The organism is Streptomyces sp. NBC_01689, assembly GCF_036250675.1.
GTDB lineage: Bacteria > Actinomycetota > Actinomycetes > Streptomycetales > Streptomycetaceae > Streptomyces.
Genome location: NZ_CP109592.1, coordinates 131,632 through 155,940 on the forward strand (window position 1 = coordinate 131,632; position 24,309 = coordinate 155,940).

Annotated in this window: 1 protein-coding gene; it reads right to left on the minus strand. The window is 74.8% G+C overall.

Features of this window, described 5'->3' with window-relative positions; genetic code table 11:
- Positions 1–57: 57 nt before the first annotated feature.
- Positions 58–24,252 (minus strand): type I polyketide synthase, encoded by a 24,195-nt coding sequence (locus OG776_RS00395; RefSeq protein WP_329326298.1) that lies wholly within the window; start codon positions 24,250–24,252, stop codon positions 58–60.
- Between the last annotated feature and the right edge of the window lie 57 nt (positions 24,253–24,309).

The following is a 24,309-nucleotide window of genomic DNA, read 5'->3' on the forward strand; positions in this document are numbered from 1 at the left end:
TCGGGGGATGGTCCGCGGCGGTGGGTGCCGCCGCGGTGCGGGCGTCCGCTGCCGTGGTCACGTCGTTCCCAGCTCCCTGTCGATGAGGTCGAACAGATCGTCGGCGGTCTCGACCGATTCCAGTTCGCCGTCCCCGGCGTCCGGCTCCCCGGTGCCGTTGACCGTCACCGGTGCGCCCGACCAGCGGGCCAGCAGGTCCCGCAGCCGGTCGGTGACCCGGGAGCGGACCTCGGTGTCGTCCAGGTCGGTGCCGTTCAACGCGGCGTCCAGGCGGTCGAGTTCGCCCAGCAGGGCCTGCGCGCCGCCGGGCGGGTCGGGCAGGTCGAGCTGGGTCAGCAGATGGCGGACCTGGACGGCGGGGGTCGGGTAGTCGAAGACGAGGGTCGCCGACAGCCGCAGGCCGGTGACGGCGTTGAGGCGGTTGCGCAGTTCGACCGCGGTCAGTGAGTCGAAGCCGAGTTCCTTGAAGGACTGTTCGGGTTCGATCTCGGCGGCCGAGGAGTGGCCGAGGACGGCCGCGGCCTGCTCGGCGACCGCGTCGAGGAGCAGTTGCTCGCGGTCGGCGGCGGACAGCGGGGCCAGCCGCTCCGCGAGGGTCCGGGTGCCGCCGGCCGCGGCGGCGGACGTCTCGGCCCGGCGCCGGGCGGGCGCCTTGACCATGGCGCGCAGCAACGGGGGCAGTACGTCGGCGTGTTCGCGCAGGGAGGCGTGGTCGAGGTCCATGGGCAGCAGCACCGCGCGGTCGGTGGCGGGGCCGGCGTCGAGCAGGCGCATGCCCAGTTCCGCGTCGAGCGGGACCATGCCGGTCCTGGCGTGGCGTTCGCGGTCGGCCTGGCCGAGTTCACCGGTCATGCCCGCGTCGGGCAGCCAGGTGCCCCAGGCGAGGGAGGTGGCGGGCAGGCCCAGGTCGCGCCGGTGGTGGGCGAGGGCGTCGAGGAAGGCGTTGGCGGCCGAGTAGTTGGCCTGTCCGGCGCCGCCGAACGTGCCGGCGACGGACGAGAAGACCACGAACCGCGCCAGGTCCAGGTCACGGGTGAGTTCGTGCAGGTTGGTGACGGCGTCGGCCTTGGGCCGCATCGAGCGGTCGATGCGCTCCGGTGTCATCGAGGAGATGACGCCGTCCGCCAGGACGCCCGCGGTGTGGATCACCGCGGTCAGCGGGTGGGCCGGGGGCAGCGAGGCGAGGAGGCCGGCCAGTGCGGCGCGGTCTCCGGTGTCGCAGGCGACGATGGCGACGTCGGCTCCCAGGGCGGTCAGTTCCTCGCGCAGTTCGGCCGCGCCGGGCGCGTCGGGTCCCTGCCGGCCGGCCAGCACGAGATGGCGCAGGCCGTGGTGGGCGACCAGGTGGCGGGCCGTGATGCGGCCCAGTCCGCCGGTGCCGCCGGTGAGCAGGACCGTGCCGTCGGGGTCGGGGGCGGTGGGCAGGGTCAGGACGACCTTGCCGATGTGGCGTGCCTGGCTGAGGAAGCGGAACGCGTCGGGGGCCCGGCGTACGTCGAACGTGGTCATGGGCAGCGGCGGCAGCACCCCTTCCTCGAAGAGGGCCACCAGCTCGCGCAGCATCTCCCCGATGCGGTCGGGTCCGGCCTCGACGAGGTCGAAGGCGCGGTAGACGACGCCCGGCTGGTCCTCGGCGACCTGCCGCGGGTCCCGGACGTCGGTCTTGCCCATCTCCAGGAAGTGTCCGCCGCGCGGCAGCAGCCGCAGCGAGGCGTCGACGAACTCCCGTGCCAGGGAGTCCAGTACGACGTCCACGCCGCGGCCCTCGGTGGTCTCCAGGAACAGTTTCTCGAAGCCGAGGTCGCGGGAGGAGGCGAGGTGGGCGTCGTCGAGGCCCGCGGCGCGCAGCGCGTCCCACTTGCCGGGGCTCGCGGTGCCGAACACCTCGGCGCCCAGGTGGCGGGCGAGCCGTACGGCGGCCGTGCCCACTCCCCCGGCGGCGGCGTGCACGAGGACCGACTGGCCGGGGCGGAGCCCGCCGAGGTCGACGAGGCCGTAGTAGGCGGTCAGGTAGACGATGGGCGCGGTGGCGGCCTGGGCGAAGGTCCAGCCGCGCGGGATGCGGGCGACCATCCGCTCGTCGGCGACGGCGACGGGGCCGAAGGCTCCGGCGAACATGCCCATCACCCGGTCGCCGACGGCGAGCGAGGTGACGTCGGCGCCGGTCTCGGTGATCACGCCGGCGCCTTCCAGGCCGATCGCCGTGGCGTCGCCGGGGTACATGCCCAGCGCGGTGAGGACGTCGCGGAAGTTGACGCCGGCGGCGCGCATCGAGATGCGGACCTCGCGCGGTGCGAGGGGTTCGGTGACCTCGGGGCACGGGGTGAGCCGCAGGCTCTCCAGGGTTCCCCGTTCCTCGACGGCGAGCCGCCAGGCGGCGGTGTCCGCGGGCTCGGCGAGCGCGCGCTGCGCGGCGAGGGGAATGATCTTCGGTGTGGTCACCGTCCCTTCCCTGACGGCCAGTTCGAGGTGGCCGGAGGCGAGGGCGGCGGGCAGCGCGGCCGCCGAGGCGGGGGCGGTGTCGAGGTCGGCGAGGACGAACCGGCCGGGGTTCTCGGAGCGGGCCGAGCGGACCAGGCCCCAGGCGGTGGCGCGGGCCGGGTCGGCGGGCCGGGTGGTGACGCGCATGGCGTCGCGGGTGACGACCGCGAGCCGGGCGTGGGCGAAGCGGGGTTCGTCGAGCCACTGCTGCACGAGCCGCAGCGTCGTCTGCGCGGTGGCGCGTGCGGCGGCGGCCAGTCCCCCGGTGCCGGTCTCGCTGCCGGTCTCGCTGTCGGGGTCGGGGTCGGGGTCGGGCAGGATCAGCAGGACGGTCTCGGGGATCTCCAGGTCCGAGGCGGCGAGCGCGGTCAGGTCGGGGAAGGCCCGTACCCGGGAGCCGGCCCGTTCCAGTTCCGCGGCCAGCGGCCGGGCTTCGCCGCCGCCGACCAGGGTCCAGTCCGTGCCGGGCGTCCGGGTGCCGGCGGGTACCGGCGTCCAGTCCAGCTCGTACAGGCCTTCCTGGCGCGGTGCGCCGATGGTGGCGCCCGCGAGGTCTCCGGCGAGTTCGCGCAGGGTGAGCGAGCCGACGGTGGCGACGGGGCGTCCGGTGGTGTCGGCGAGGGCCAGGCCGATGGACTCCGGGCCCGTCTGCACCATGCGGACCCGCAGGGCGTCGGCGCCCGCGGCCTCCAGGCGGACGTCGTTCCAGGAGAACGGCAGCCGGCCCGCGTCCTTCATGGGCACGAACATCACGGCGTGCAGGGCGGCGTCGAGCAGGGCGGGGTGCAGGTCGAACGCGTCGGCGGACGGGTCGGCGCCCTCGGGCAGCGCGACCTCGGCGAAGACCTCCTCGCCGCGGGTCCACACCGACTTCAGTCCCTGGAAGAGCGGACCGTACAGGTGGCCCCGTTCGGCGAACCGCTCGTAGAAGCCGTCGAGCGGTACCTCGTCGGCGTCCTGGGGCGGCCAGGCGGTGAAGTCGTAGGCGGCGTCGGGTTCCGTCACGCCGCCGTCGGCGGTGAGCAGGCCGGAGGCGTGCAGTGTCCACGGCGTCTCGGGGTCGGCGTCCTCGGTGCGGGAGTGCACGGTCAGGGTGCGGGCGCCGTTCGTGTCGGCGGCCTCCACGTGCAGTTGTACGTGCAGGGCGCCGCTGTCCGGGAGGGTGAGCGGGGTGAGGATCGTCAGTTCCTCCACCCGGTCGCAGCCGACGTGTTCGGCGGCGTGCAGGGCCAGGTCGAGGAAGCCGGTCGCCGGGAACAGGGCGGTGCTGGTGAGCGCGTGGTCCGCGAGCCAGGTCTGGCCGCGCAGCGACAGGCGTCCGGTGAAGAGGCGGGCGTCGCCGCCGGCGAGTTCGACCGCCGCGCCGAGCAGCGGGTGCGCGGCGGAGTCCAGGCCCGCGGAGCCGACGTCGCCCAGCAGGACGGGCGGTCCGGGCCAGAACCGCTGCCGCTGGAAGGCGTACGTCGGCAGGGGCGTGGGCCGTGCGCCGGTGGCGTCGAAGACGCGGGCCCACTCGACGTCGACGCCCCTGGTGAAGGCCTGGGCCAGGCCGGCCAGCAGCGCTTCGCGCTCTTCGCGGTCCTTGCGCAGGACGGGGACGAACAGCAGGTCCTCGTCGCCGGAGACGCTGGACTGGGCGAGCGCGGTGAGGGTGCCGTCGGGGCCGAGTTCGACGAACCGGCGTACGCCGCGTCCTTCGAGCCAGGCGATCCCGTCGGCGAACCGTACGGCCTCCCGCACGTGCCGCACCCAGTACTCGGGCGACTCCAACTCCCCGACGCCCGCGGCCTGTCCGGTGACGTTCGAGACGACCGCCATGCGGGGCGGCGTGTACGTCACGCTCTCGGCGACCGTACGGAACTCGGCCAGCATCGGTTCCATCAGCGGCGAGTGGAAGGCGTGCGAGACGCGGAGCCGGGAGGTGCGGCGGCCCAGCGCGGCGATCTGCTGGGCGACGGCCTCCGCGACCGCTTCGACACCGGAGACGACCACCGAGCGGGGGCCGTTGACGGCCGCGACGGACACCTCCGTCTCCCGGCCGTCCAGCAGCGGGAGCACTTCGCCCTCCGCCGCTTCCAGTGCGAACATCGCACCACCGGCGGGGAGTTCCTGCATGAGGCGGCCGCGCGCCGACACCAGACGGCAGGCGTCCTCCAGGGAGAAGACCCCGGCCACGTGCGCGGCGGCCAGCTCGCCCACCGAGTGGCCGACGAGGAAGTCGGGGCTCATCCCCCACGACTCCACCAGCCGGAAGAGCGCCACCTCGACCGCGAACAGCGCGGGCTGCGTCCACCCCGTCTCGTTCAGCAGGTCGGCGTCCTCACCGGACACCACCCCCCGCAGCCCCTCGTCGAGGTGGGCGGCCACCGCTTCGAAGGCCTCCGCGAACACGGGATACGCGTCGTACAACTCACGGCCCATACCGAGGCGTTGGGCGCCCTGGCCGGAGAAGAGGAAGGCGAGCTTGCCCTCGCCGCGGGCGGAGCCGGTCACGGTGGAGGGGTTCGGTTCGTCGTCGGCCAGGGCGCGCAGGCCCTGGAGGAGGGTGTCGTGGTCCTCGCCGAGGACGACCGCGCGGTGTTCGAAGACCGAGCGGTGCGCGGCCAGGGACAGGCCCACGTCGGCGGGGTTCGTGCCGGGGTGGTCGGTGAGGTGGGTGAGGAGCCGGTCCGCCTGGGCGCGCAGGGCGGTGCGGCTGCGCGCGGTCACGATCCACGGGACCGCGCCGTCGGCGGATTCGGTGGCGGGGGCCGGTGCGGTGGTGTCGGGGGCGGGGGCCGGGGTGGTCGGGGCGGGGTCGGGTGCCTCGTCGGTGGCGGCTTCGAGGATGACGTGGGCGTTGGTGCCGCTGATGCCGAAGGAGGAGACGCCCGCGCGGCGCGGGCGGCTCGTCTCGGGCCAGGTGACGGGCTCGGTCAGCAGCCGGACGTCGCCTTCCGTCCAGTCGACGTGGGTGGAGGGCCGGTCGACGTGGAGGGTGGCGGGCAGGACGCCGTTGTTCAGTGCCAGGACCATCTTGATGATCCCGGCGACGCCGGCGCCGGCCTGGGTGTGGCCGATGTTGGACTTGACCGAGCCGAGCCACAGCGGCCGGTCGGCGGGCCGGTCCTGGCCGTAGGTGGCGAGGACGGCCTGCGCCTCGATCGGGTCGCCGAGGGTGGTGCCGGTGCCGTGCGCCTCGACCGCGTCGACCTCGGTGGCCGGGACTCCGGCGTCGGCGAGCGCGGCGCGGATGACGCGCTGCTGGGCGGGGCCGTTCGGGGCGCTCAGGCCGTTGGAGGCGCCGTCCTGGTTGACGGCGGAGCCGCGGACGACGGCGAGGACGGGGTGGTTGTTGCGGCGGGCGTCGGACAGGCGCTCGACCAGGAGCATGCCGCCGCCCTCGGAGAACCCGGTGCCGTCGGCGGCGTCCGCGAACGCCTTGCAGCGGCCGTCCTGGGACAGGCCGCGCTGCCGGCTGAAGTCGACGAACAGTCCGGGTGAGGCCATCACGGTGACGCCTCCGGCGAGCGCGAGGTCGCACTCGCCGGAGCGCAGGGAGCGCACGGCCAGGTGCAGGGCGACCAGGGAGGCCGAGCAGGCGGTGTCGACGGTGACCGCGGGGCCTTCCAGGCCGAAGGTGTAGGAGAGCCGGCCGGAGACGACGCTGGCGGCGTTGCCGGTCAGCATGTAGCCCTCGAAGTCCTCGCGGGAGGCGGCCAGCATGCCGGTGTAGTCCTGGCCGTTGGTGCCGGCGAAGACGCCGGTGCGGCTGCCCTTGAGGGTCCTGGGGTCGATGCCGGCCCGTTCGAAGGTCTCCCACGTCATCTCCAGCAGCAGGCGCTGCTGGGGGTCCATGGCGACGGCCTCGCGCGGTGAGATGTTGAAGAACGCGGGGTCGAAGCCGCTGGCGTCGTGGAGGAAGCCGCCGGTGCGGGTGTAGACGCTGCCGGGTTTCCCGGGCTCGGGGTCGTAGAGCGCGTCGAGGTCCCAGCCGCGGTCCTCGGGGAAGGGGACGAGTCCCTCCTGGCCGTCGAGGAGCATGGCCCACAGCTGTTCGGGGGTGCTGACGTCGCCCGGGAAGCGGCAGCCCATGGCGACGATCGCGATCGGTTCGTCGTCGCGCGGCGCCGTGACGGGCGCGGGGGCCGTGGTGCCGGGCTGTTCGGCGCCGGCCAGCTCGCTCAGGAGGTGGCCTGCGAGGGCGTCGCAGGTGGGGTGGTCGAAGACGAGGGTGGCCGGCAGGCGCAGGCCGGTGATGCGGTTCATGCCGTTGCGCAGTTCGACGGCGCTGAGGGAGTCGATGCCGAGGTCGGTGAAGGGGCGGCCGGGTTCGACGGCCTCGGCGGAGGGGTAGCCGAGGACGCCCGCGACGTAGGAGCGGACGACGTCGAGGACGGCGCCGGCCCGGTCGTAGGCGGGCAGTTGGGCCAGGTGGGCCTGGAGGGAGGAGGTGTCCGCGGCGGGGTTCCCGGCCTGCTGGGTGCGGGCGGCGTCCAGGGCGCGGCGGGCGGCGGGCAGTTCGTCGAGGAGGTGGCTGGGGCGCGGTCCGGTGAAGGCGAGCGCGTAGGTGTCCCAGCGCAGGTCGGTGACGACGACGGCGGTGTCGTCGGCGTCCAGGGCCCGGCCGAGCGCGTCGCAGGCGGACTTGGTGTCCATGGGGTGGACGCCGTAGCGGCGCATGCGGTCGCCCGCGGCGTCGCCGACCATGCCGCCGTCGGCCCACAGGCCCCAGGCGACGGCGGTGGCGGGCAGTCCCTGGGAGCGGCGGTGCTGGGCGAGGGCGTCGAGGTAGGCGTTGCCGGGGGCGTAGTTGCCCAGGCCCGCGCCGCCGAGGACGCCGGAGGAGGAGGAGAACAGGACGAAGGCCGACAGGTCCAGGTCCCGGGTGAGTTCGTGGAGGTGCAGGGCGGCGGTGGCCTTGCCGCGCAGGACGGGGTCCATGCGGTCGGGGGTCAGGGAGTCGACGACGGTGTCGTCGAGGGTGCCGGCGGCGTGGAAGACGGCGTCCAGCGGGTGGTCGGCGGGGATCGAGCGGAGCAGGTCCTCCAGGGCGTCCCGGTCGGCGACGTCGCAGGCGGCGAGGGTGATGTCGGCGCCGAGGGCGGTGAGTTCGTCGCGCAGTCCGCTCGCGCCGGGGGCGTCGGCGCCGCGCCGGCCGGCCAGGATCAGGCGGGTGGCGCCGCGTCCGACGAGCCAGCGGGCGAGGTGCCCGCCGAGGGCGCCGGTGCCGCCGGTGACCAGGACGGTGCCGCGCGGGTGCCAGGTCGCGGTGTCGGCGAGGGGGGCCGCGGCGTGGACCAGGCGGCGTCCGAAGGAGCCGGAGGGCCGGATCGCGATCTGGTCCTCGTCGCCGGGGGCGGCGAGGACGGCGCACAGGCGGGTGCCGGCCCGGCCGTCGAGTGCGGCGGGCAGGTCGACGAGGCCGCCCCAGCGCTCGGAGTGTTCCAGGGCGGCGACCCTGCCGAGGCCCCAGACGAGCGCCTGGGCGGGGCTGGTGACGGTCTCGGAGGCGCCGACGGCGACGGCGCCGCGGGTGGCGCACCACAGCGGTGCGTCGGTGCCGGTGTCACCGAGGGCCTGGAGGAGGGCGACGGTGCCGGCGAGGCCGTGCGGGAGCGCCGGGTGGCCGGGGTGGGGGCGTTCGTCGAGGGCGAGCAGGGACAGGACGCCCGCCACGGCGGGGGTGGTGTCCTCGGTGGTGAGGGCGGCCGTCAGGAGGGCGGCGAGGGCGGTGCGGTCGGTGGCGTCGTCGGGGACGGTGACCACGCGGGTGTCGCGGGCGCCGCCGCCGGTCAGGGCGCGGTGGGCGTCGGCGACGAGGGCGGCGTGGGTGCCGTCCGGGTCGGCGGGGGCGACGAGGAGCCAGGTGCCGGACAGGGCGCCGGCGGCGTCGCCGGTGAGCGGGGACCATCCGACGCCGTAGCGCCAGGAGTCCGTGGTGGAGCGTTCGCGGCTGGTGCGGCGCCAGCTGGACAGGGCCGGCAGGAAGGCGCTGAGCGGGGCGTCGGCGGGCAGGTCGAGGGCGTCGGCGAGGGCGTCCGGGTCGCCTTGGTCGACGGTCTCCCAGAACCGGGACTCGACGGTGTCCGTGGCGGCGCCGCCGAGGGGCTCGGAGGTGTCCTGTTCCGGTATGTGCGGCCAGTACCGCTGCTGCTGGAAGGGGTAGGTCGGTACGTCGACGCGGTGGGCGCCGGTGGCGGCGAACACGGCCGTCCAGTCGAGGGCGACGCCGCTCACGTGGGCTTCGGCGGCCGCGGTGAGGAACTGGCCGAGGCCGCCCTTGTCGCGGCGCAGGGAGCCGAGCGCGGCGCCTTCGACGCCGGCGTCCTCCAGGGTCTCGCGCAGCCCGACGGCGAGCACGGGGTGCGGGCTGACCTCGATGAAGGTGCGGTGCCCTTCGGCGATCAGGCCGCGGACGGCCTCCTCGAAGCGGACGGTCTCGCGCAGGTTGGTGTACCAGTACGTGGGGTCGAGGGTGGTGGTGTCCTGCCACTGGCCGGTGAGGGAGGAGCGGAAGGGGATCTCGGCGTCCCGCGGCTCGATGCCGGCGAGGGCGTCGAGGACGGTTTCGCGAATGGCTTCGACCTGCGGGGAGTGGGAGCCGTAGTCGACGGCGACCTTGCGGGCGCGTACGCCGTCCTCGGTGAGGGCGGTGAACAGTTCGTCGAGCGCGGCGGCTTCGCCGGAGACCACCACCGAGGCCGGTCCGTTGACGGCGGCGACGGCGAGGCGGTCGGCCCACGGGCTCATCCGGGCGCGGGTCTCGTCGGCGCCCAGCGGTACGGACATCATGCCGCCGGTGCCGGCGATGGCGACGATGGCCCGGCTGCGCAGGGCGACGATCCGGGCGCCGTCGTCGAGGGACAGGGCGCCGGCGACGCAGGCGGCGGCGATCTCGCCCTGCGAGTGGCCGACGACGGCGGCGGGGGTGATGCCGAGGGAGCGCCACAGGGCGGCGAGGCCGACCATGACGGCCCACAGGGCGGGCTGGACGACGTCGACCCGGCCGATGTCGGCCGCGTCCTCGTCGCCGCGCAGGACCGCGGTCAGCGACCAGTCGGCGTAGGGGGCGAGGGCGCGTTCGCAGTCGGCGACGACCGCGGCGAACAGGGGTGATCCGGTGAGGAGTTCGCGTGCCATGCCGGTCCACTGCGCGCCCTGTCCGGGGAAGACCAGGACGGGGTCGGCGGCGGTGGGCGCGGTGCCGGAGACGACGCCGGGTCCGGCGACGGGGGCGCCCGCGGCGAGGGCGGCGAGCGCCTCGTCGAGGGTGTCGCGTCCGGTGGCGAGGACGGCTGCCCGGTGCTCGAAGGCCGGGCGGGTGGTGGCCTGGGAGTAGGCGAGGTCGGTGAGCGGGGTGTCGGGACGGGCGAGCAGGTGGGTGCGCAGGCGTGCGGCCTGGCTGCGCAGGGCGGCTTCGGTGCGGCCGGACAGCAGGGTCGGTACGACGGGCAGGGCGCCGGTGAGGACCGCGGGGTCCGGGGTGGCGGGCGGGGCGGTGGCCGGCTCGGCGGCGGGGGCCTGTTCGACGATGACGTGGGCGTTGGTGCCGCTCATGCCGAACGAGGAGACACCGGCGCGGCGCGGGCGTCCGGTCTCGGGCCAGTCCCGCGCCTCGGTGAGCAGGCGGACGTCGCCCGCGGTCCAGTCGACGTGCGGGGTGGGGTTGTCGGCGTACAGGGTGCGGGGCAGGACGCCCTCGCGGATGGCCATGACCATCTTGATGATGCCGCCGACGCCGGCGGCGGCCTGGCTGTGGCCGATGTTGGACTTCAGGGAGCCCAGCCACAGGGGCCGGTCCTCGGGCCGGTCCTGGCCGTAGACCGCGATGAGGGCCTGGGCCTCGATGGGGTCGCCGAGGGTGGTGCCGGTGCCGTGCGCCTCGACCGCGTCGACCTCGGTGGGGGTCAGGCCGGCGCCGGCCAGGGCCTGGCGGATGACCCGCTGCTGGGAGGGGCCGCTGGGGGCGGTCAGTCCGTTGGAGGCGCCGTCCTGGTTGAGGGCGCTGCCGCGCAGCACGGACAGGACGGGGTGGTGGTTGCGGCGGGCGTCGGAGAGCCGTTCGAGGACGACCATGCCGACGCCTTCGGCCCAGCTGGCGCCGTCGGCGTCCGCGGAGAACGGCTTGCAGCGGCCGTCCGGGGCGAGCGCCCGCTGGCGGCTGAACTCGATGAGGGAGCCGGGGGTGGACATCACGGTGACGCCGCCGGCCAGCGCGAGGGTGCATTCGCCCTGGCGCAGTGCCTGGGAGGCGAGGTGGAGGGCGACGAGGCTGGAGGAGCAGGCGGTGTCGACGGAGACCGCGGGGCCTTCCAGGCCGAGGGTGTAGGCGATGCGGCCGGAGAGCACGCTGGGCGAGTTGCCGGTGCCGACGTAGCCCTCGACGTTGTCGTCGGCGGCGGCCAGGATCGTGACGTAGTCCTGGTAGGTGACGCCGGCGAAGACGCCGGTGCGGCTGCCGCGTGCGGTGGTCGGGTCGATGCCGGCGCGTTCCAGTGCCTCCCAGGACGTCTCCAGCAGCAGGCGCTGCTGGGGGTCCATGGCGAGGGCCTCGCGGGGGCTGATGCCGAAGAACGCGGGGTCGAACCGGCTGGCGTCGTGGAGGAACCCGCCCTCGCGGGTGTAGACGGTGCCCGGATGGTCGGGGTCGGGGTGGTAGAGGGTCTCCGGGCTCCAGTTGCGGTCGCCGGGCAGCGGCGAGATGCCGTCGGCGCCGGCCACGACGAGGTCCCACAGGTCCTCGGGGCTGCGGACGCCGCCGGGGTAACGGCAGGCCATGCCGACGATGACGATCGGGTCGTCGTCGGTGGCGGCCGGGCGGCGGGTGTGGTCGCCGTCGTGGCCGGCGGTGCCGAACAGGTCGGCGTCGAGGTGGTGGGCGAGCGCGTGCGGGGTGGGGTGGTCGAAGACGAGGGTGGCCGGGAGGGCCACGCCGAGCGCGGTGCTGAGCGCGTCGCGCAGTTCGACGGAGGTCAGGGAGGTGAATCCGAGGGAGGAGAAGGAGTGGGCCGGCTCGATGTCGGTGGGGCCCTCGTAGCCGAGGATGGCGGCGACCTGGGTGCGGACGGTGGCGAGCAGGACGCGGGCGCGTTCGGCCGGGGGCCGGTTCGCCAGCCGTTCCAGCAGGCTTCCGGGCTGCTGGGCGCGGGCCGCGGTGCGGCGGGCGGCGGCCCGGGCGGGTACGGAGGCGGGCCGGCCGGTGGCGTCGGGGGCGGCGGGGGTGCTCGTGCGCTGCGGGTCGAGGGGCCGCATCAGCAGGGAGGAGACGGCGAGGACGCTTTCGCCGATCGCGTCGGCGGCCTCCAGGGCCAGGGTGTCGGGGCCGCTGCGGGAGAGGCGTACGCGCAGCGTGGTGGCGCCGGTGGCCTGGAGCGAGGCGCCGGCCAGGGAGAACAGGACGCGGCCGTCCCCGAATCCGTCGAAGACGCCCAGGGCGAGCGGGTGCAGGGCGGCGTCCAGGAGGGCCGGGTGCAGGTCGAAGCGTCCGGCCTCCTGCGCGGTGCCTTCGGGGAGGGCGACCTCGGCGTACACGTCCCCGTCGTGGCTCCAGGCGGCCCGCAGGCCCTGGAAGACGGGTCCGTAGTCGAGTCCGGCGGTGGCGAGCCGTTCGTAGACGCCGTCGGTGTCGAGGGGTTCGGCGTCCTGGGGCGGCCAGGCGGTGAAGTCGAACTCCGTGTCCGTGGCGGTGCGTTCGGGCTCCCGGTCGCTCAGGAGACCGCCGGCGTGCCGGGTCCAGGGGCCGTCCGCGCCGTTGACGTTGCCGGTGTCGTGGGTGTCGTGGGTGTTTTCGGGCCGGCCGTACACGGCGAAGGCGCGGGAGCCCAGCGCGTCGGGTCCGTCGACCCGGATCTGGAGGTGGACGCGGCCCTGTCCGGGCAGGACGAGCGGGGATTCCAGGACGAGTTCGCGTACGTGCCCGCAGCCGGTGTGGGCACCGGCGCGCAGGGCGAGTTCGAGGAAGGCGGTGCTCGGCACCACGACGGAGCCGTTGACGCGGTGGGCGGCGAGCCAGGGCTGCGCGTGGGCCGACAGGCGTCCGGTCAGGACGACGGTCGCGCCCTCGGCGGGCGGGACGACGGCGGTCAGCATCGGGTGGCGCGCGTCGAGGAGTCCGGCCGCGGCCGGGTCGCCGGAGGCGGTGGGTACGTCGAGCCAGAAGGTGCGGTGCTGGAAGGCGTAGGTGGGCAGGGGTACGGGCCGGCCGCCGGGGGCGACCGCGTCCAGGCAGGACTGCCAGTCGACCGGGACACCGCGGGTGAACAGGGCGCCCACGGCGGCGAGGAGGGTGGCCGGTTCGGGGCGGTCGGCGCGCAGCGCGGGCACGGTGAGGTGACCGTGAGTCTCGAAGCAGCCCTGGGCGAGGGTGCTGAGGGTGGCGTCGGGGCCGAGTTCGAGGCAGTGCTCGACACCGCTGCGTTCCAGCCAGGCCATCCCGTCGGCGAAGCGGACCGCGTGCCGGACGTGGCGCACCCAGTACTCGGGCGTGGTCAGTTCCCCGGCCTCGGCCGGCCTGCCGGTGAGGTCGGAGACGACCGGGATGCGCGGCTCGCTGTAGGTGATGCTCTCGGCGACGGCCCGGAAGTCGGCCAGCATCGGTTCCATGCGCGGCGAGTGGAAGGCGTGGCTGACGCGCAGCCGGGTGGTCTTGCGTCCCTCGCCCGCGAAGTGCGCGGCCACCGCGAGCACGGCGGGTTCGTCGCCGGCGACGACCACGGACCGGGGTCCGTTGAGGGCGGCGAGGCCGATCTCGTCCTCCCGGCCGGCCAGCAGGGGCAGGACCTCTTCCTCGGTGGCCTGCAGCGCGATCATGGCGCCGCCTTCCGGGAGGGCCTGCATGAGCCGGCCCCGGGCGGCGACGAGCCGGCACGCGTCGGGCAGCGTGAGGACGCCGGCGACGTGGGCGGCGGCCAGTTCACCGATGGAGTGGCCCAGGAGGTGGTGGGGCCGTACGCCCCAGGACTCGACCAGCCGGTACAGCGCGACCTCGACGGCGAACAGGGCGGGCTGCGCGTACTCGGTGCGGTCGAGGAGGGTGCCGTCGTCACCGAGGACGGCCTCGCGCAGCGGCTGCTCCAGCCGGCCTTCGAAGTGGCCGCACACGGCGTCGAAGGCGTCCGCGTAGACAGGGAAGGCGTCGTAGAGTCCGCGGCCCGTGCCGGGCCGCTGGGTGCCCTGGCCGGCGAAGAGGAACGCGGTGGTCCCCTCGGTCAGGGTGTCGCCGGTGACGGCGTCCGGGGAGGGTTCGCCGGCGGCGACGGCGGCGAGGCCGCGCAGGAGTTCATCGCGTCCGCTGCCGCGGACCACGGCCCGGTGTTCGAAGCCGGGCCGGGTCGTGACCAGCGCGTGGGCGATGTCGGCGGTGTCGAGTCCGGGGTGCTCCTCGGCGTGGGCGAGCAGGCGGGCGGCCTGCTCGCGCAGGGCGGCGGCGCCGCGGGCGGACACGATCCACGGGGTCACCGCGTCGCCGGCGGGCCGGCGGGCCGGGACGGCGGGGCTGGCGGCCTGCCCGGGGGCCTGTTCGATCACGACGTGGGCGTTGGTGCCGGACACGCCGAAGGCGGAGACGCCGGCCCGGCGCGGGCGTCCGGTGTCGGGCCAGTCCCGCGCTTCGGTGAGCAGGCGGACGTCGCCGGTGCTCCAGTCGACGCGTGAGGAGGGCGCGTCGGCGTGCAGGGTCTGCGGGAGGACGCCCCGGTCGAGGGCGAGGACCATCTTGATGATGCCGGCGGCTCCGGCGGCGGCCTGGGTGTGGCCGATGTTGGACTTCACCGAGCCGAGCCACAGCGGCTGGTCGGCGGGCCGGTCCTTGCCGTACGTGGCGAGCAGGGCCTGCGCCTCGATGGGGTCACCGAGGACGGTGCCGGTGCCGTGCGCCTCGACGGCGTCGACGTCCGCGGGGGCCAGGCCCGCGGCGGCGAGGGCGGCGCGGATGACGCGCTGCTGGGAGGGGCCGTTGGGGGCGGTCAGGCCGTTGGAGGCGCCGTCCTGGTTGACGGCGGTGCCGCGGACGACGGCGAGGACGGTGTGGCCGTTGCGCCGGGCGTCGGACAGGCGCTCGACGACGAGCACGCCGACCCCTTCGGACCAGCCCGTCCCGTCGGCGCCGTCGGCGAACGCCTTGCAGCGGCCGTCGGGTGCGAGGCCGCCTTGGAGGCTGAACTCTACGAAGGCGCCGGGGTTCGCCATGACGGTGACACCGCCGGCCAGCGCGAGGTCGCACTCGCCGGTGCGCAGGGACTGCACGGCGAGGTGCAGGGCGACCAGGGACGAGGAGCAGGCGGTGTCGACGGTGACCGCGGGGCCTTCGAGGCCGAGCGTGTAGGCGACGCGGCCGGAGACGACGCTTCCGGCGCCGCCGGTCAGCAGATGTCCGCCGAGGCCTTCGGGGACCTCGGTCAGGCCCGATCCGTAGCCGGAGCTTCCGGCGCCGACGAAGACGCCGGTCCGGCTGCCCTTGAGGGCGGTCGGGTCGATGCCGCCGCGCTCCAGGGCCTCCCAGGACGTCTCCAGGATCAGGCGCTGCTGGGGGTCGATCGCGAGGGCCTCGCGGGGGCTGATGCCGAAGAACGGGGCGTCGAAGCCGGCGGCCTCCCGCAGGAAGCCGCCCGAGCGGGTGTCGCTGGCGGCGAGCAGGGTCTCCAGGTCCCAGCCGCGGTCCTCGGGGAACCCGGAGACGGTGTCGAGGCCGCCGGAGACGATCCGCCACAGCTCCTCGGGGCCGGCCACACCGCCCGGCAGGCGGCAGCCCATGCCGACGATGACGACGGGGTCGGTGTCGGTGGCCGTCGTGGGCCCGGTGGGACTGTCGTCGCCGGGGTCGGTGCCGAAGAGTTCGTCGCGCAGCCGGGCGGCGACGGCCAGCGGGGTCGGGTGGTCGAAGACGAGGGTGGAGGGCAGCGGCACCCCGGTGGCGCCGGTGAGTTCGTTGCGCAGTTCGACCGCGGTCAGGGAGTCGAAGCCCAGTTCGCGGAAGCTCCGTCCGGGGGCGACGGCCGCGGTGTCGGTGTGGGCGAGCACGGCGGCGGCGCGGTCGCGGACCAGGTCCAGGAGGGCGGTGTCGCGGTCCTCGGCGGACAGCGGGGCGAGCCGTTCGCGGAGGGCGGCGCCGACGCTCGTGGTGTCCGCGGCGGGGCCGGTGCCGCGCAGTGCGTCGGAGACCTCCGGCAGTGCGGACAGCAGGGGGCTGGGGCGGCCGGTCGTGAAGGCGGGGGCGAAGCGGTCCCAGTCCACGTCGGCCACGACCACGGCGGTGTCGCCGAGTTCGAGGGCACGGGAGAGGGCGCGCAGGCCCGCGTCGGGCTCCAGCGGGCGCAGTCCGCGGCGGCGCAGCAGGTCCTGGGCGTCGGCGTCGGCGGCCATGCCGCTCTCGCCCCACGGCCCCCAGGCCACCGCCGTACCCGCGAGACCCCGGGACCGGCGCCGCTCCACGAGGGCGTCGAGGTGGGCGTTGGCCGCGGCATACGCCGACTGGCCGCCGCTGCCCCACACACCGGCGATCGAGGAGAACACCACGAACGCCTTCAGGTCCATGTCCCGTGTCAGCGCGTCGAGATGATCGGCGCCCACCGCCTTGGCGGCCAGCACCGCGGCCACCCGCTCCGGAGTCAGCCGCTCGATCAGATCGTCGTCCAGGACACCCGCCGCGTGGAACACACCGTCGACCGGATGCCGGGACAGCAGGTCCCCGACCGCGACCGCGTCGGACGTGTCGCACGCCTCCACCACGACCCGCGCACCCAGCCCCTCCAGGTCACGCACCAGATCGGCCGCACCGGGAGCGTCGATCCCACGACGGCCGGTGAGGATGAGCTCCTCCGTGCCCCGTCCGACGAGCCAGTGCGCCACCCGCGTGCCGAGCGCTCCGGTGCCGCCGGTGAGCAGCACCCGGCGGGGCGCGTTCCATCGCCCGCTGGTGTCGGACGGCGCGGCGGCGCGGGTGAGGCGCCGTGCGTAGGCGGTCGCACCGCGGACGGCGACCTGGTCCTCGCCCCGGTCGGTGACGACGGAGGCCAGCGCGGCCAGGGCGCGACGGTCGGGGCGGGCCGGCAGGTCGACGAGGCCGCCCCACCGGTCGGGGTGTTCCAGGGTGGCGACCCGGCCGAAGCCCCACAGGGCGGCGGCCGCCGGATCGACGACGCCTTCGGACGGGGCGCCGACGGTGACGGCGCCGTGGGTCAGCAGCCACAGCGGCGCGGTCACTCCCGCGTCGCCCAGCGCCTGGACGAGGATCAGCAGGGAAGCCGGGTCGGACGGGGACGCCAGGACGCCCGCGACCGGTTCGCTCTCCGCCGTGCCGGACAGGCCGGACAGGACGCCGGCCAGCGCGGCACGGTCCGCCCGCGGGTCGTACGTCACGCGCTCCACGCCGGGGAGGATCTCCTCGATCCCCGCGAGCGTGTCCTCGTCCTCGCCGGCGGGCTGGAGCAGGAGCCTGCGTCCGGTGTCCGGGGCGGCGGGCGACGGTGCGGTGAAGGGCTGCCAGTCGATCCGGTAGCGCCAGCCGTCCACCCGCGACCGCTCGGCCGCACCCTGCCGCCAGGCGGACAACGCCGGTACGACCGAGTCGAGTTCGTTCTCCTCGACGCCGAGGACCTCGGCGAGGTGGTGGGCGTCGCCGCGCTCCACGGCCGCCCAGAAGCTCGCGTCCAGCGGGTCGGCCGCCACGGGTGTGGCGTCAGCGGCGGGCTCGGGCCAGTACCACTCGTGCTGGAAGGCGTAGGTGGGCAACTGGACCGCTCGTGCGCCGGAACCGGCCAGCAGAGCGGGCCAGTCGACAGCCACTCCGTGCGTGAACGCCCGCGAGACCGCCGCCACGACGGCATCCGCCTCGGGCCGGTCCTTGCGCAACACCGACACGAACAGCTTGCCTTCATCCCCCGGGACAGCGGACTGAGCGAGGGCGGTGAGCGTGCCGTCCGGGCCGAGCTCCACGAACCGGGTCACCCCGTTCACGGCCAGCCAGGAGATCCCGTCGGCGAACCGCACCGCCTCACGGACATGCCGCACCCAGTACTCGGGCGAGCCCAACTCCCCCGCATCCGCGACCTGCCCGGTCAGGTTCGACACGACCGCCAGACGCGGCAGTTCGTAGGTCACGCTCTCGGCGACCGCACGGAACTCCACCAGCATCGGTTCCATCAACGGCGAGTGGAAAGCGTGCGAGACCCGCAGCCGCGAGGTGCGGCGGCCCAGCGCGGCGACCTGCTGGGCGACGGCCTCCGCGACCGCCTCGACACCCGAGACGACCACCGACCGCGGGCCGTTCACGGCCGCGACCGACACCTCCGCCTCCCAGCCCGCCAGCAGCGGGAGGACTTCGTCCTCCGCCGCCTCCAGCGCGAACATCGCACCACCGGCCGGGAGTTCCTGCATCAGCCGACCGCGCGCCGACACCAGACGGCAGGCGTCCTCCAGGGAGAACACCCCCGCCACGTGCGCGGCGGCCAGTTCACCCACCGAGTGGCCGACCAGGAAGTCGGGACGCACACCCCACGACTCCACCAGCCGGAACAGCGCCACCTCGACCGCGAACAGCGCGGGCTGCGTCCACCCCGTCTCGTTCAGCAGATCGGCGTCCTCACCGGACACCACCTCCCGCAGCCCCTCGTCGAGGTGCGCGCACACCGCGTCGAAGGCCTCCGCGAACACCGGATACGCGTCGTACAACTCACGGCCCATACCGAGGCGTTGGGCGCCCTGGCCGGAGAAGAGGAAGGCGAGCTTGCCCTCGGTCGCCAGGCCCTGGGCCACGGAGGGCAGGTTCTCGCCGCGGGCGAGGGCGGCAAGACCCGCGAGGAGTTCCTCACGGTCGCCGCCCCGGACCACCGCACGGTTCTCGAACACCGACCGGGTCCGCACCAGCGACAAACCCACATCCACGGGGTCGAGGCCGGGCTGTGCACCGAGATGGGCCAGAAGCCTTTCGGCCTGGTCCCGCAGCGCGTCGGCACCTTGTCCGGAGACCACCCACGGCAGGACGGGCACGGCCGGAGAGGTCACGGCGTCCGTGTCCTCGGCGGGCTCCCGGACCTGTTCGAGGACGACGTGCGCGTTGGTGCCGCTCAGTCCGAACGAGGACACACCCGCCCGGCGCGGGCGGTCGGTGTCCGGCCAGTCCACCGCCCCGGCCAGGAGTCGTACGTCACCGGTGTCCCAGTCGACGTGTGAGGACGGTTCGTCGACGTGGAGGGTGGCCGGCAGCACGCCGTGACGTATCGCCTCCACCATCTTGATCACACCCGCCACACCCGCAGCCGCCTGCGTGTGACCGATGTTCGACTTCACCGACCCCAGCCACAACGGCCGCTCAACGTCACGGTCCCTGCCGTACGTGGCCAGCAGCGCCTGCGCCTCGATCGGGTCACCGAGCGAGGTACCGGTGCCGTGCGCCTCCACCGCGTCCACCTCCGACGGCGTAAGGCCCGCACTCGCCAACGCCGCACGGATGACACGCTGTTGGGACGGACCGTTCGGTGCGGTCAGGCCGTTCGAAGCGCCGTCCTGGTTCACCGCCGAACCACGCACCACCGCCAACACCGGGTGGCCGTTCGCGCGGGCGTCCGAGAGCCGTTCCACGAGCAGGACGCCGACGCCCTCACCCCAGCCCGTACCGTCCGCACCCTCCGCGAACGCCTTGCACAGGCCGTCGCCCGCGAGGCCGCCTTGGCGGCTGAACTCGATGAAGGCACCGGGGGTGGACATGACGGTGACGCCGCCGGCCAGCGCGAGGTCGCACTCCCCCGAGCGCAGGGCCTGCGCGGCCAGGTGCAGGGCGACGAGTGAGGAGGAGCAGGCGGTGTCGACGGTGACCGCAGGGCCTTCGAGGCCCAGGACGTAGGAGACCCGGCCGGAGAAGACGCTCGCGGCGTTGCCGGTGCCCACATAGCCGCCGAAGTCGCCGCCCGAGGAGGCGAGCAGGGCCGGGTAGTCCTGGCCGTTCGTCCCGGCGAACACGCCGGTCCGCGAACCGCGCAGGGTACGGGGGTCGATGCCGGCCCGCTCGACGGCCTCCCACGACGTCTCCAGCAGCAGACGCTGCTGCGGATCCATCGCCAGGGCCTCACGCGGCGAGATCCCGAAGAAACCCGCGTCGAACGAACCCACACCCGACAGGAAGCCGCCGCGGTGGGTGTGGCTGGTGTAGGGGCCGTCGGGTGTGTGGAGGGCGTCGAGGTCCCAGCCGCGGTCGCGGGGGAAGTCGACGATGCCGTCGCGTTCCTCGGACAGCAGGTTCCACAGTGTTTCGGGGGAGTCGACTCCGCCGGGGAAGCGGCAGGCCATCGCGACGATCACGACGGGGTCGGCGGACAGGTCGGCCCCGGTCGCGGTGGGGGCGCCCGGTGTCTCCGCGACGGCGCCGCCCAGTTCGCCGTGGAGGAAGTCCGCCAGGGCCGAGGGGGTCGGGTAGTCGAAGACCACCGTGGCGGGCAGCCGTACCCCGCACTCCGCGCCCAGGACGTTGCGCAGTTCCACCGCGATGAGCGAGTCCACGCCCAGTTCGCGGAAGGCACGGTCCGCCGGGACCGCTTCCGGGCCGGAGTGGCCGAGTACGGCGGCCGCGCGGGTGCGGACCGTGTCGAGGAGTTCGGCGCGCCGGGCCGGTGCGGTCAGGCCGGTGAGGCGTTCGCGCAGGGCGGTGGCGGGGGCGGACGGTCCGGCCGTGTGCTTGGGGGCGGCATACAGTTCGGCGAGGAGCGGGCTGGTGCGGACGGCGGTGAAGGCGGGGCCGAACAGGGTCCAGTCGAGGTCGGCGACGAAGGTGACCGGGGCCGGTGCGGCGGCGCAGACGGCGAGGGCGTCGAGTCCGGTGGCCGGGTCCAGGAGGTTGACGCCTCCGCGGCGCTGCCGGTCCTCGGCGGAGGCGTCGGCGGCCATGCCGCCGCCGGCCCAGGGGCCCCAGGCGATGGACGTGGCGGAGAGGCCCTGCGCGCGGCGGCGTTCGGCGAGCGCGTCCAGCATGGCGTTGGCCGCGGCGTAGTTGGCCTGGCCCGCGGAGCCGACGGTGCCGGCGAAGGAGGAGAAGAGGACGAACGCCGAGAGGTCGCGCTCGCGGGTCAGTTCGTCCAGGTGGAGGGCGGCGGCGACCTTGGAGCGTACGACCGTGTCGAACTGCTCGGAAGTAAGCCGGTCGAGGACCCCGTCGTCGAGGACTCCGGCGGTGTGCACGACGGCGTCCACGGGGTGGTCGTCCAGCAGCTGCCGTACGGCGTCACGGTCCGTCATGTCGCAGGCGAGGAGGGAGACTTCGGCGCCCAGGGCGGAGAGTTCGGCCTCCAGTTCGGCGGCACCGGGTGCCTGGGCTCCGCGCCTGCTCGTGAGGACGAGACGGGTGGCGCCGTGTTCGGCGGCCCAGCGGGCCACCCGGGCGCCGAGCGCGCCGGTGCCGCCGGTGACCAGGACCGTACCGGCGGGGGTCCAGGTGGCGGGTTCGTCCAGGGCCGGGGCCGGGACCAGGCGGCGGGCGAGGACGCCCGCGGCGCGGACGGCGACCTGGTCCTCGTCGGCGCCGCCGCCGGAGAGCAGGGCGGCCAGTCGGGAGGCCGCGCGGCGGTCGAGTTCCTGCGGGAGGTCGATGAGACCGCCCCAGCGGTCGGGGTGTTCGAGCGCGGCCACACGGCCCAGTCCCCAGACGGCGGCCTGGTCGAGGCGCGGGGGCGTGTCGCCGCGGCCGGTGGTGACCGCTTCCCGGGTGAGGGTCCACAGGGGGGCGGTGATGTCGGTGTCGCCGAGTGCCTGGACGAGGAGGGTGGTGGCCAGGACGGCGTCCGGTGTTCCGGTGCGCTCGGCCGGGGTGAGGGCCAGGGCCGACACGACGCCGTCGACCGGGGTGCCGTCGGCTGCCGAGGTCAGCAGGCCGGCGAGCGTCGCGCGGTCGGCGTCGGCGGGGCAGGGCACGGTGACGAGGTCGGCGGCGCGTGCGGCCAGGGCCTCGGTGAGGGGGTCGTGCCGGCCGTCGTCGCCGGGGGTGGCCGGGGTGACGAGCAGCCAGCGGCCGGTCAGGCGTGCTTCGGTGGGCAGGCCGGTGACGGGGCGCCAGGTCACCTGGTGGCGGTGGTCGCCTTCGGCGGTGGGCGCGGCGGCGCCGTCGGGCCGGTAGGAGCGTTCGAGCCAGTAGCGGTCGCGGCGGAAGGCGTAGGTGGGCAGGTCGACGTGTCCGGCGCCGGGCAGGAGGGAGGTCCACTCGGGGGTGCGGCCGTGTACGTGGAGGAGGCTGACGGCGGACGTCAGGGTCTCGGCCTCGTCGCGTTCCTTGCGGAGGGTGGGGACGAAGAGCGTGTCCTGGCTGTCGGGCAGGATGGACTGGGCGAGGGCGGTGAGGGTGCCGTCCGGGCCGAGCTCCACGAACCGGGTCACCCCGTTCGCGGCCAGCCAGGAGATCCCGTCGGCGAACCGCACCGCCTCGCGGACGTGCCGCACCCAGTACTCGGGTGACTCCAACTCCCCTGTTCCGGCGACCTGTCCGGTCAGGTTCGACACGACCGCCAGACGCGGCTCTTCGTAGGTCACGCTCTCGGCGACCGCACGGAACTCCACCAGCATCGGCTCCATCAACGGCGAGTGGAAAGCGTGCGAGACCCGCAGCCGCGAGGTGCGGCGGCCCAGCGCGGCGATCTGCTGCGCGACGGCCTCCGCGACCGCCTCGACACCCGAGATCACCACCGACCGCGGGCCGTTCACGGCCGCGACCGACACCCCCTCCGTCAGCAGCGGGAGGACCTCGTCCTCCGCCGCCTCCAGCGCGAACATCGCACCACCGGCCGGGAGTTCCTGCATCAGCCGGCCGCGCGCCGACACCAGACGGCACGCATCCTCCAGGGAGAACACCCCCGCCACGTGCGCGGCCGCCAGCTCACCCACCGAATGGCCGACCAGGAAGTCCGGGCTCATCCCCCACGACTCCACCAACCGGAACAACGCCACCTCGACCGCGAACAGCGCGGGCTGCGTCCAGGCGGTCTGATTCAGGAGATCGGCGTCCTCACCGAACACCACCCCCCGCAGCCCCTCGTCGAGGTGCGCGCACACCGCATCGAAGGCCTCCGCGAACACCGGATACGCGTCGTACAACTCCCGGCCCATACCCAGCCGTTGCGCGCCCTGGCCGGAGAAGAGGAAGGCGAGTTTGCCCTCGCCCTTCGTCGAACCGGTGAGGACGCGGTCGGTGCTGCGGTCCTCGGCGAGGGCGGCGAGGCCGGTGAGCAGGTCGGTGAGGCCGGTGCCCAGGAGCGCGGCGCGTTCGGGGAGTGCGGCGCGGGTGGCGGCGAGGGACCAGGCGAGGTCGTAGGGGTCGGTGTCGGGGTGCTCGGTGAGGTGGGCGCTCAGGCGGGCGGCCTGTTCGCGCAGGGTGTGCGGGTCGCGGGCCGAGAGGACCCAGGGCAGCAGGGGCAGGGCGGCGCGGGCGGGAGGCTCGGTGGCCGGTTCGCCGGCGGGGGCCTGCTCGATGACGGCGTGGGCGTTGGTGCCGGAGACGCCGAAGGCGGAGACGGCGCCGCGGCGGGGCCGGTCGGCGTGCGGCCAGTCGACGGATTCGGCCAGGAGCCTGACGTTGCCGGCGTTCCAGTCGACGTGGGAGGAGGGGTTGTCGACGTGGAGGGTGGGCGGGAGGACGCCGTGGCGGATCGACAGGACCGTCTTGATGACGCCGACGACGCCCGCGGCGGCCTGGGTGTGGCCGATGTTGGACTTCACCGAGCCGAGCCACAGGGGGTGGTCGGCGTCGCGGCCCTGGCCGTAGGTGGCGAGCAGCGCCTGGGCCTCGATGGGGTCGCCGAGCGCGGTGCCGGTGCCGTGGGCCTCGACGGCGTCGATCTCGGTGGCGGGTATGCCCGCGTTGGCGAGGGCGGCGAGGATGACGCGCTGCTGGGAGGGGCCGTTGGGGGCGGTCAGTCCGTTGGAGGCGCCGTCCTGGTTGACGGCGGAGCCGCGGACGACGGCGAGGATCCGGTGGCCGTTGCGGCGGGCGTCCGACAGCCGCTCGACGACGACGACGCCGACGCCCTCGGCCCAGCCGGTGCCGTCCGCGTCCTCGGAGAACGCCTTGCAGCGGCCGTCGGAGGCGAGGCCTCCCTGCTGGCCGAACTCGATGAAGGCGCCGGGGCTCGACATGACGGTGACGCCGCCGACGGCGGCGAGGGAGCACTCGCCGGAGCGCAGGGACTGGGCGGCCAGGTGGAGGGCGACCAGGGAGGAGGAGCAGGCGGTGTCGACGGTGATCGCGGGGCCTTCGAGGCCGAGGGTGTAGGCGACGCGGCCGGAGACGACGGACATGGAGGTGCCGGTCAGCAGGTGGCCGCGGACGTCGTCGGGGACTTCCCGCAGTCCGCTGCTGTAGCCCTGGTCGCTGCATCCGACGAAGACTCCGCAGCGGCTGCCGCGCAGCCCGGCGGGGTCGATGCCCGCGCGTTCGAAGGCCTCCCAGGTCGCTTCCAGGAGCACGCGCTGCTGGGGGTCCATGGCGAGGGCTTCGCGGGGCGAGATGCCGAAGAAGGCGGGGTCGAAGCGGTCGGCGTCGAAGACGAAGCCGCCCTGGCGGCGGGCGCCGCCGGTGGCGTCGGTGTCGAGGTCCCAGCCGCGGTCGGCGGGCCAGTCGGTCACCGCGTCCGTCCCGGACACGAGCAGGTCCCAGAAGTCCTCGGGCGACCGGACACCGCCGGGCAGACGGCAGCTCATGCCGACGATGGCGACGGGTTCGTCGTCCTTGGTCTCCAACTGGCGGAGCTTGAGCCGGGTCTCATGAAGATCGACGGTGAGTCGTTTGAGGTAGTCCCGAAGCCGCGCTTCAGTTGTCATGGACTGCCCCCATGCTGTTGTGGTGAGAAAGGGTCGCGCCTGGTGCGGCTTGGACAG